This is a genomic window from Citrobacter sp. wls757 (assembly GCF_005280935.1).
Taxonomy (GTDB): Bacteria; Pseudomonadota; Gammaproteobacteria; order Enterobacterales; family Enterobacteriaceae; genus Citrobacter; species Citrobacter portucalensis.
This window is the reverse complement of sequence record NZ_SZWU01000015.1, coordinates 172,798-182,854: the sequence shown is the minus strand read 5'-3', so window position 1 is coordinate 182,854 and position 10,057 is coordinate 172,798. Positions and strand designations below refer to the sequence as shown.

The following is a 10,057-nucleotide window of genomic DNA, read 5'->3' as shown; positions in this document are numbered from 1 at the left end:
CCGCCAGTCGGCTGCGCCAGCTATCCAGCTGTAAGCGCGTTAATGGGATATCATGAAAGCGCACATCGCCCTGGGTGATATCAAAATGACGCTGGATCAGCGACAGCACCGTACTTTTTCCCGCGCCGGTCGGACCACAGATGCCCAGCATCTGTCCAGGTTTGAGCTGGAAATTCACATTTTCCAGCGCCGGGTGGGTGGTTTGCGGGTAACAAAATTCGCGAATCGCCACCGCCAGCTCGCCGCGTCCTTCCGGCACCGGTTCAGTACCGTCATCCACTACCGGCGCTTCTGCCAGCATGGCGCGAATTCGGCTATACGCGGCGCTGCCGCGTTCGACGATATTAAACATCCAGGCCAGCGCCAGCATCGGCCAAATCATCAGACCGAGATACATCATAAAGCTGGTGAGCTGCCCGAGCGTCAGCGAGCCGTGAACCACCATCCAGCTTCCCCCAGCAATCGCCAGCAGGTTAGCCATACCAATGGCGATATAAATCGTAGGATCAAAGCGGGCGTCAATGCGCGCCACACGCAGGTTTTTCTTACCGGTATCTTCAGCATCAGCGGCAAATAATGCCGACTGCCGATCCTCCAGCCCAAAGGCCTTGATCATACGAATACTGGTCAGGCTTTCCTGAGTACGATCGTTGAGACTGGAAAACGCCGCCTGCGCCAGCTTAAAACGGTTATGGAGTCGATCGCCGTAACGTTTGATCATCAACGCCATCACCGGCATCGGCAGCAGCGCAATGAGCGTCAGTTGCCAGCTTATCTGCGTTGACATCACGATCAGCACCGCACACCCCATTACCAGCGAATCCACCAGCGTCAGCACCCCTTCTCCGGCGGCAAATACGACGCGATCGACATCGTTGGTTGCCCGCGCCATCAGATCGCCCGTACGGTGACGCAGATAAAATTCTGGATGCTGGCGACTCAACTGACGGTAATAATCTTCCCGCAGTTCAACCGCCAGTTGGTAGGATGCGCCAAACAGCAGCACGCGCCAGACATAACGCAGCAAATAAACCACCACGGCAATCAGGGCAATTGTCCCCACCCACATCAGCAGCCGCTCGGTGGTGAAGCGTTGAGTCGTCACGCCATCCACAATGATCCCGACCACTTTCGGCGGAATAAGCTGAAGGATAGCGATGATGATAAGCAAGGCCACAGCCCCGAGGTAGCGACGCCACTCCCGACGGAAGTACCAGCTTAATTGAGCAAATAATCGCACGCGTTATGTCCTGACAAGGTTTCCGGCAATAAGCGCCGGGAGAATTATTCAATAGGTAGAGCAGTTGTGTATTTAATCTGTTCCATGGCAAAGCTGGAGGTGACGTCAGACAGGCCCGGTACGCTGTTCACCAGGCGCTTATAGAATTCATCATAGCTTTTCATATCAGCAACCTGCACTCGCATCAGGTAGTCATACTCCCCTGCCATACGCCAGAACCCCAGAACCTCGGGCATTCCGGTCACTTCAGTGACAAAGCGGCAATACCATTCGCTGCTGTGATGCTGAGTTTTGATCAGCACAAACGCCGTTAAGCCCAGCCCCAGTTTTTCTGGATCCAACAGGGCGACTCTGCCCAGCAGGATACCGTCATCCTCGAGTCGTTTGAGACGTTTCCAGCAAGGGGTGGTAGTCAGATTAACGGCATCTGCTAATGCCTGCAAAGAAAGGGTGCAGTCCTGTTGCAGTAAGCCGAGTAGCTTGCGGTCAATTTTGTCTAACATATCCACTCCACAGAGAAGAATTTTCTCCTTACATTCTATTTTAAAGGCTAAATGGCAACAATTTTTTCCGTGCTTTTCGCTATTCTGGGCACAAAATGACAAATGGATATCTATTAATGATGAATAGCTCCTGGGTTAAAAACGCCATCAATGAAATCAACGCGGATTATCAGCGTTCTGCGGATACGCATCTCATTCGCCTGTCGCTACCGGCGTTCCCGGGCATTCAGCTCTATTTAAAAGATGAGAGCACGCATCCGACCGGGAGTCTGAAGCATCGTCTGGCGCGCTCACTGTTTCTGTACGGATTGTGCAATGGCTGGATCAAAGAAGGCACCACCATCATTGAATCATCGTCCGGTTCAACAGCGGTCTCTGAGGCTTATTTCGCTCGACTGTTAGGGTTGCCATTTATTGCCGTCATGCCTTCCTGTACGGCAAAACGTAAAGTTGAACAGATTGAATTTTACGGCGGTCGCTGTCATTTCGTGGAAAGCGCCTGCGAAATCTATGCGGCCTCTGAGCAACTGGCGCGTGAGCTGAACGGTCATTACATGGACCAGTTCACTTACGCTGAGCGCGCCACCGACTGGCGCGGCAATAATAATATCGCAGACAGCATCTTTCGTCAGATGCAGTGCGAGCTCAACCCCGTTCCCCGCCATATTGTGATGAGCGCCGGAACCGGTGGCACCTCAGCAACCATTGGCCGCTATATTCGCTGTCAGGGCTACGATACTCAACTGATGGTGGTAGACCCGGAAAACTCGGTCTTTCTGCCCTTCTGGCAGGATCGCGATGCCACGTTACGCAGTCCGGTAGGAAGTAAAATTGAAGGCATTGGCCGCCCGCGTGTCGAACCGTCTTTCATTCCTGACGTGGTCGATGAAATGCTGCGCGTGCCGGATGCCGCAAGCGTGGCCACCGCACACTGGCTGGAAACGCAGTTGGGCCGCAAGGTCGGCGCCTCTACCGGCACAAACATGTGGGGAACGCTACAACTTGCCGCCCGTATGCGCGATGCAGGCGTTATCGGTTCGCTGGTGACACTGTTGTGTGACAGCGGCGAACGCTATCTGGAAACCTACTACAACCCACAGTGGGTCGACGCGCACATCGGTGATTTAACGCCGTGGAAAGCGGAGCTTGCCCAACTACTGAACACCCATTAATGGGATAAAAAAAAGCCAGACGCGAAGTCTGGCTTGCTGGAAGGGATCTCTCATTCGGGGGAATAAGGTAGATGTGGATTGTCCAGCCAATGCGTCAAAAAGTGTGACACTGCCTGATTACGGCAATGCCCAATCACCGATAAATGAGGCAGTTCAGCAATCAGTTGCGGCATCGCGTTACCCATAATCAGGCCGCGCCCAACGCTGCCTAACATTTCGCGATCGTTCATGGCATCGCCAAACGCCATACACTCGGCCATTGAATAACCTAAATGGTCGCTCAACACCGCCAATGCCGATCCTTTATTACAGCCCAGCGGCAGCACCTCAAGGCAATCAAACGCGGAAAAACAGAGATTCGCCTGTTCACCCAGCGCTTCATTCAGTTGAATTCGCAATTGGATCAGAGAGTCATGATCGCCGCAGAAACAGACTTTCGTAACCTGATGCGCCGGAATACGTTTCACATCGACGATCTGGTAGCGAAATCCGCTATACACATGCGCCTGCAGCAGCGAGGGGATCTCTTGTCCGGTGAACCAGCCATTGTCATTAAAGACATGCATGCTGGCGGTAGTGTCCCACTTCTGATGCAACACAATATCCGCGACATTCGGATCCAGATCCTGACGGTGTAACACATCGCCCTCAAGAGAGTGAATGCGCGTGCCATTACCCGTGATCAAAAAGGCGTCCAGTGAGATCGAGCCTAAAATATGACGCATCTCAAGCACATGGCGACCGGTAGCAAATGTCAGAGTAATATCGCGTTCACGCAGGCGCGACAGCGTTGAAAGCGTTTCGTCACCTAAATGGTGATTCGGCATCAAAAGGGTGCCATCCATATCAAATGCAGCCATACGAGCCATTTCTTTCTCCACACTGTGACGCGGTTAACTTGTGATCCAGTATCACCTGAGATATACGGAAGTAATAGTGAATAGATAAAATGAATTGTTCCGGGTTTCTCTACGCATACACAGTTAACGAACATCCTGAAGGAAAAAGTATCAATGCGTCTGCTTAATCGCCTGAACCAGTACCAACGCCTGTGGCTGCCCTCGAACGGCGAACCGCAGTCGGTGACCGTCGGGGAACTGGCCGAACGCTGTTTTTGTAGCGAACGCCATGTGCGTACCCTGCTAAAGCAAGCGCAGGATGCAGGCTGGCTGGAGTGGCATGCCCAGTCGGGGCGCGGGAAACGCGGGCAGCTGCAGTTTTTAGTGACGCCAGATTCACTGCGCAACACCATGATGGAACAGGCGCTGCAAAAGGGCGAGCAGCTTAGCGTACTGGAACTGGCTCAGCTGGCACCGGGTGAATTAAGAACACTGTTACAACCGTTTATGGGCGGTCAGTGGCAAAACGACACGCCAACCCTGCGTATACCCTATTACCGCCCGCTCGACCCCTTACACCCCGGGTTTCTCCCCGGTCGCGCGGAGCAACACCTCGCTGGACAAGTTTTCTCTGGCCTGACCCGGTTTGACAGCACTACGCAACGTCCCTGTGGAGACTTAGCCCACCACTGGAATATCTCCGCTGACGGCCTGCGCTGGGATTTCTATATTCGTTCCACCCTGTACTGGCATAACGGCGATGCGGTCAGCAGCACACAGCTACATCAGCAGTTGCTGAAGCTGTTAGAACTCCCCGCGCTGAATAAGCTGTTTATCAGCGTAAAGCGCATTGAGGTGACGCATCCCCAGTGTCTGACCTTTATTCTGCATCGTCCCGACTACTGGCTGGCGCACCGTCTGGCAAGCTACAGCAGTCACCTGGCGCATCCTGAGCACCCGTTTGTGGGTACCGGCCCGTTCCGGCTGACGCTGTTTACTCCTGAGCTGGTGCGTATCGAGAGTCACGATCACTACCATCTGAGTCATCCGCTGCTAAAAGCCATTGAATACTGGATAACCCCGCAGCTCTTCTCCCAGGATCTGGGCACCAGCTGTCGCCATCCGGTGCAAATTGCGATTGGTAAACCCGAAGAGTTGCCTATGCTAAGCCAGGTAAGCAGCGGGATCAGTCTTGGTTTTTGCTATCTCACGCTCAGAAAAAGCGCGCGCCTGAATACGCAGCAGGCCCGTAGACTAATCAATATCATCCACCGTTCTTCCCTGCTACAAACGCTTGAAGTGGATGAAAATCTGATCACGCCAAGCAATGCTCTGCTGCCTGGATGGACTATCCCGCAATGGGATGAACTCGACGAGGTAGCGCTGCCGGAAAAGCTGACGCTGGCTTATCACCTGCCGGTAGAACTTCACGCTATGGCTGAACAGCTTCGCCAGGCGTTGGCGCTGCTCGGCTGTGAATTAACGCTTATTTTTCATAATGCTAAAAACTGGGATGGCGATCATCCCTTAGCCCAGGCCGACCTGATGATGGGCGACAGGCTGATTGGTGAGGCACCTGAATATACTCTCGAACAGTGGTTGCGCTGCGATCAGCTCTGGTCACATGTATTGAATGCGCCAGCATACACACATTTGCAAACGACCCTGGATGCCCTTCAAATTCAGGCCGATGAGGACGATCGCCACGCGGCTTTACAACAAGTTTTCGCCACGCTAATGCATGACGCTACCCTGACGCCACTGTTCAATTATCACTATCGCATCAGCGCGCCACCGGGCGTGAACGGCGTACGCCTGAATCCTCGTGGCTGGTTCGAGTTTACCGAAGCCTGGCTGCCACCTCCTTCCGCGTGAAGAAGCTGGTCGACGGCACGCCCAGGCGCTACCATAAGGGCTTCGTTATTTTGTCAGGAAAAGCCATGAAACGTGCCGTTGTTGTATTCAGTGGAGGTCAGGACTCCACGACTTGTCTGGCGCAAGCGCTGCATCAGTATGATGAAGTGCACTGCGTGACCTTTGATTATGCTCAGCGCCATCGCGCTGAGATTGATGTCGCACGTGACCTGGCCTTAAAACTTGGCGCGCGCGCGCACAAAGTGCTTGATGTCACATTGCTCAGTGAACTGGCTGTCAGCAGCCTGACCCGCGATAACATTCCGGTACCCGATTACGAACCGGATGCGAACGGCATTCCCAATACCTTTGTGCCTGGACGCAATATTCTGTTCTTAACGCTGGCAGCAATTTACGCATACCAGGTGCAGGCAGAGGCGGTCATTACCGGCGTTTGTGAGACCGACTTCTCCGGCTATCCGGACTGTCGCGATGAGTTCGTTAAAGCCCTGAACCATGCTGTAAGCCTGGGGATGGCGAAAGATATTCGCTTTGAAACCCCACTAATGTGGATCGATAAAGCCGAAACCTGGGCACTGGCCGATTATTGGGGCAAGCTGGACCTGGTACGCGAAGAAACGCTGACCTGCTATAACGGCATCAAAGGTGACGGTTGCGGTCACTGTGCGGCGTGTAATCTGCGTGCCAACGGCCTGAACCATTATCTGGCGGATAAACCAGCAGTGATGGCGGCAATGAAGCAGAAAACCGGGTTAAAGTGATTGTATTGCCGGATGGCGCTTTGCTTATCCGGCCCACATGCAGTTGCAGCAACTCTTGTAGGCCGGATAAGACGCTTGAGCGTCGCCTTCCGGCAGTCGCAGCCACTACTGCACCATCTGCTCCAGTTTTTCGCGCAACTCCCCTTCCAGCGGCAACGCTTTTTGCGTTTTCAAATCAATACAGACGAACGTAATCAGCGCGTCTGCCACCACCTGCCCTTCCGGCTCCAGGGTAATGGTCTGGTTTAACACGCCACTTTTGCCATTTAACTGTTGAACCTGACTGGTGATAGTCAGCAGGTCGCTCAGCACCGCAGGTCGTCGGTAGTTGATATTAATATTCACAACCACAAAAGCGATGTTGTGTGCGGTCATCCACTGAAAGCTGTCGCTGTTTTCCAGACCATCCCAGCGGGCCTCTTCCAGAAACTCCAGATAGCGGGCATTGTTAACGTGCTGATAGACATCAAGATGAAAACCACGAACTTTGATTTGTGTTTGCATAGCGCAGGAGCCTTACGTTGTTTTTATAGGAACAGATTTTTGGGTAAAGAGGTCATAACTGGTATGACCTCTACAGTCTGGCAAACTTTCAGCGCTCTGCAAGTTATTAAAGTGTTAAAACTGCCAGGTTACGCTCAACCAGTGAACTGCCCATGCCCGGCACCTGCTTTAAATCGTCCACCGTTTTAAACGGCCCGTACTCCTCACGATAGCTCACAATCGCCTGCGCTTTCTTTAGACCCACGCCATTCATAACTCGCGCTAAATCCTCCGCAGAAGCGCTGTTGATGCTTACCCTGGTGCCCTCATCGTCGCTTGCTTTAGCGGGCAGTGTGGCTTTGCTTTGTGCTGCCCCTGGGTTTTCCGCTTTGGTTTGAGTCGCCTGGCTTTTGGCGACAGGCTCAGCCGCCAATGCGGTTTGGGCCATACCAGCGCAGGTCAATGAAAGAGTGATAAGCAGAGCTTTGATTCCATGTTTCATACTGTTTTCTCCTTGTTTGTTAACAGTGGAATCACGATAGCGAGGTGCAGAACGGCAGACAAACGGCAAATATCAGAAATGGAAAAGGCCGCGAAAGCGGCCTTTGGTAGATACAACTTTTTGCAATTTTTTGCGAACTGCCTCGGTTATTGCTGCTGTTCCAGCGCATCACCGATTTTAATTTTTGCGGCTTTACGCAGGTTGCTCATCAGCGCTTCGAAGACAATCTGCGCGTTGTTCTGAGTGATCCCCTGAACCATCGCTTTCTTCTGCGCTTCAGGCATAGAACCGGCTTTCACCTCGTCCAACGCCAACAGAACAACATTACCCTGCATGTCGTTCGCGACGCCGTAGCTCGGTTTGTCTTTCGCCGGCAGGCTCAGACCAAAGGCAGCCTGGCTCAGCGGATCCTGACCCGTACGGCTCAGCGTTTTCGCCTCGCCAAAGCTCAGACCCGCCGCTTTCATCGCTTCATCGCCTTTACCGGCTTTCAGATCCGCCAGCAGTTTATCGGCATCAAGCTTCGCCTGCTGCTCTGCTTTATTGTGCTTAACGAGCGCAGTTACCTGCTCTTTCACTTCAGCCAGTGGCTTCACGGCTTCGGCTTTGTGCTCTGCAATACGCAGCACGAACGCACGATCGCCGTCCACGGTGATGATATCGGAGTTACTGCCAGGCGTACCGTTCTCACCAACCAGACCACCATTGAAAATGATGTCAGCGACTGGTTTGAAATTCAGTTCTTCCGGCAGGCTGTCACGGCTAAACCAGCCCGTTTCAACCGCTTTCATACCCGCAGCCTGCTCTGCACCCGCCAGAGATTCGTTATCATTGCTGGCCGCGTCGCTGACTTTCTGCTGCAGCGCATAGTACGCATCCAGCGCTTTTTCCTGCTTCACTTTTGCCGCAATCTCGTCACGGGCTTCGCTCAGCGGTTTAACTTGCGCAGGCTGTACGTCGTCAAGACGCGCAACGAGGAAACCAACGGAAGACTTAATTACGCCAGACAGTTGGCCTTTTTCTTTCAGACCAGCATTTTTCAGCTCATCCGGGGTGGTGGAATCTTCCAGCCATCCCATATCGCCGCCTTTACGGGCAGAGATGATATCGGCAGATTTTTCTTTCGCCAGCGCAGCAAAATCACCGCCTTTGTTCAGCTCGTCCAGTACCGCTTTGGCTTCATCTTCCGTTTTGGTCTGAATGATGCTGTAGCGGTTACGCTGCGGCTGAGTGAACTGATCCTGATGCTGGTCATAGTAAGACTGAATATCAGCATCGCTGGCCGTCTCCTGCATTGCAGCAGCGTCCAGCTTGATGTAGCTCACGCGGAACTGTTCCGGCGTCATAAAGTTGTTTTTATTCTGCTCGTAGTAGCTGGCAACTTCCTGCTCGGTAACAGACTGCTTCGCGGCCAGTGCGTTAACGTCAATCGTCGCCTCGCGCACGATACGCTGCTGTGCGACCAGCGCCGCCAGTTCGTCCGTTTCGCCTTTCAGCATGAAGTCCGTACCGGCAACACCGTTAATCAGCTGCTGTGTCGTAAGCTGATTACGTAATGCCTGAGCGTACTGGTCTGCAGTCATTCCCATTTGATTGACAATCGCATTGTAGCGGTTGTTATCAAACTTGCCGTCCACCTGGAACGCAGGCGTGGCGAAAATGGCCTGTTTAACCTGATCGTCGCTGATGTTGAGCTTAAGCTCGCGGGAATACTGATCCAGCAGTGCTTCGTCAACAAGACGATTCAGCACCTGCTGACGCAGCGTTTTCATATAACCTTCGTTCGCGGCCAGCTCGGAGTATTGATCGCCCAGCTGTTGCTGCATGCGGTTACGTTCGCTGTTGAACGCATTCTCGAACTGCCCGCGGCTGATCTCCTGGCCATTCACTTTGGCGGCGAAGTTATTGCCTCCGCCAATCAGGTAACCACTCACGCCGGTCAAAATGAACGACACGATAATGATACCGAAAATAATCTTGAGCACGAGACTGTTAGCAGCCGTGCGTAAGCTGTCCATCATGGTGTAACCACACTCCGCTGTAGATGACTATACGCGTTATCCTCTCTGCTGCCCCCGCGTTGATGACAACAACGGCAACAAGGATTTTGAGTATATATGCTTCACGCAGCATAGCGTTTCCTGAACGCTGCGCACAAAGGTCTATTGTGACAAGAAACAGGGGCAATTGTCAGCCCACAACGCATAGAAAGTACCGGAATTACAAATAAAAAAGGCACATCAGTCGATGCGCCCTTGTACTTCGTCACATCCCCAAAGGGGAAATCACTTAGTTTACCGCGTCTTTCAGTGCTTTACCTGCACGGAAGCCCGGTACTTTAGCCGCGGCGATGGTGATCTCTTTACCTGTTTGCGGGTTGCGACCAGTACGGGCAGCACGCTCTTTAACGGCAAAAGTACCAAAACCTACCAGCGCTACGTCATCACCTTCTTTCAGAGATTCGGTAACAGAAGCAATAATTGCATCTAACGCACGTCCAGCCGCAGCTTTAGAGATATCAGCCCCTGCAGCAATTTTGTCGATCAGTTGAGATTTATTCACTCTTCTCTTCCTCTTTATAATTTATATCGCACCTGAATCCTTCAAAGTGCGACCGCGCAGCAGTTATATCAGGCCTGCCATGCCCTTACAACACCCGTTAATGATGGCAAGCCTAATCCG

The 10,057-nt window shown here is 52.8% G+C and carries 10 protein-coding genes; 3 read left to right on the top strand and 7 right to left on the bottom strand.

The genetic code is table 11. The annotated features are described in order from the left end of the window. Window positions 1-1,240, bottom strand: a 1,240-nt coding sequence (locus FDW94_RS02695) for a SmdA family multidrug ABC transporter permease/ATP-binding protein (RefSeq protein WP_249358259.1), incomplete at its 3' end; no start/stop codon positions are given. A gap of 44 nt (window positions 1,241-1,284) precedes the next feature. Continuing rightward, entirely contained in the window at window positions 1,285-1,743 is a 459-nt protein-coding gene (gene decR / locus FDW94_RS02690) for a DNA-binding transcriptional regulator DecR (RefSeq protein WP_003831023.1), read from the bottom strand. A gap of 116 nt (window positions 1,744-1,859) precedes the next feature. On the opposite strand from decR, the gene FDW94_RS02685 reads away from it, so the two are divergent. Beyond that, a complete protein-coding gene (locus tag FDW94_RS02685; protein WP_137377093.1) occupies window positions 1,860-2,915 on the top strand; it encodes a PLP-dependent cysteine synthase family protein in 1,056 nt (351 codons plus the stop codon). Between the two features lie 50 nt (window positions 2,916-2,965). Here the strand turns inward: FDW94_RS02685 and cof are convergent, their stop codons facing one another. Beyond that, window positions 2,966-3,784 (bottom strand): HMP-PP phosphatase, encoded by an 819-nt coding sequence (gene cof / locus FDW94_RS02680; RefSeq protein ID WP_137377092.1) that lies wholly within the window; start codon window positions 3,782-3,784, stop codon window positions 2,966-2,968. A gap of 144 nt (window positions 3,785-3,928) precedes the next feature. Here cof and FDW94_RS02670 point away from each other — a divergent pair, with 144 nt between their 5' ends. After that, window positions 3,929-5,629 carry an SgrR family transcriptional regulator gene (locus tag FDW94_RS02670; RefSeq protein WP_137377091.1) on the top strand — a complete coding sequence of 567 codons (1,701 nt, stop codon included), beginning with the start codon at window positions 3,929-3,931 and terminating at the stop codon, window positions 5,627-5,629. Between the two features lie 65 nt (window positions 5,630-5,694). Next, window positions 5,695-6,390 carry a 7-cyano-7-deazaguanine synthase QueC gene (queC, locus tag FDW94_RS02665; RefSeq protein ID WP_137377090.1) on the top strand — a complete coding sequence of 232 codons (696 nt, stop codon included), beginning with the start codon at window positions 5,695-5,697 and terminating at the stop codon, window positions 6,388-6,390. A gap of 105 nt (window positions 6,391-6,495) precedes the next feature. Here the strand turns inward: queC and fadM are convergent, their stop codons facing one another. The 4 genes from fadM to hupB form a co-directional block, all read right to left on the bottom strand. Further along, window positions 6,496-6,894 (bottom strand): long-chain acyl-CoA thioesterase FadM, encoded by a 399-nt coding sequence (fadM, locus tag FDW94_RS02660; protein WP_003021636.1) that lies wholly within the window; start codon window positions 6,892-6,894, stop codon window positions 6,496-6,498. Between the two features lie 106 nt (window positions 6,895-7,000). After that, window positions 7,001-7,375, bottom strand: coding sequence for a helix-hairpin-helix domain-containing protein (locus FDW94_RS02655; protein WP_003831017.1), 375 nt, complete (start codon window positions 7,373-7,375; stop codon window positions 7,001-7,003). Between the two features lie 146 nt (window positions 7,376-7,521). Continuing rightward, the gene (gene ppiD / locus FDW94_RS02650) at window positions 7,522-9,396 is read right to left on the bottom strand and encodes a peptidylprolyl isomerase (protein WP_003831016.1); all 1,875 of its coding nucleotides are present in this window, start codon (window positions 9,394-9,396) and stop codon (window positions 7,522-7,524) included. Window positions 9,397-9,664: 268 nt separating this feature from the next. Further along, window positions 9,665-9,955: a nucleoid-associated protein HU-beta gene (hupB, locus tag FDW94_RS02645; protein WP_219352570.1), complete on the bottom strand. Its 291-nt coding sequence runs from the start codon at window positions 9,953-9,955 to the stop codon at window positions 9,665-9,667. Window positions 9,956-10,057 lie beyond the last annotated feature (102 nt).

Coding starts and splice junctions, on each gene's coding strand:
- decR (WP_003831023.1), bottom strand. CDS start 1,743: ATGTTAGACAAAATTGACCGCAAGCTACTCGGCTTACTGCAACAGGAC.
- FDW94_RS02685 (WP_137377093.1), top strand. CDS start 1,860: ATGATGAATAGCTCCTGGGTTAAAAACGCCATCAATGAAATCAACGCG.
- cof (WP_137377092.1), bottom strand. CDS start 3,784: ATGGCTCGTATGGCTGCATTTGATATGGATGGCACCCTTTTGATGCCG.
- FDW94_RS02670 (WP_137377091.1), top strand. CDS start 3,929: ATGCGTCTGCTTAATCGCCTGAACCAGTACCAACGCCTGTGGCTGCCC.
- queC (WP_137377090.1), top strand. CDS start 5,695: ATGAAACGTGCCGTTGTTGTATTCAGTGGAGGTCAGGACTCCACGACT.
- fadM (WP_003021636.1), bottom strand. CDS start 6,894: ATGCAAACACAAATCAAAGTTCGTGGTTTTCATCTTGATGTCTATCAG.
- FDW94_RS02655 (WP_003831017.1), bottom strand. CDS start 7,375: ATGAAACATGGAATCAAAGCTCTGCTTATCACTCTTTCATTGACCTGC.
- ppiD (WP_003831016.1), bottom strand. CDS start 9,396: ATGATGGACAGCTTACGCACGGCTGCTAACAGTCTCGTGCTCAAGATT.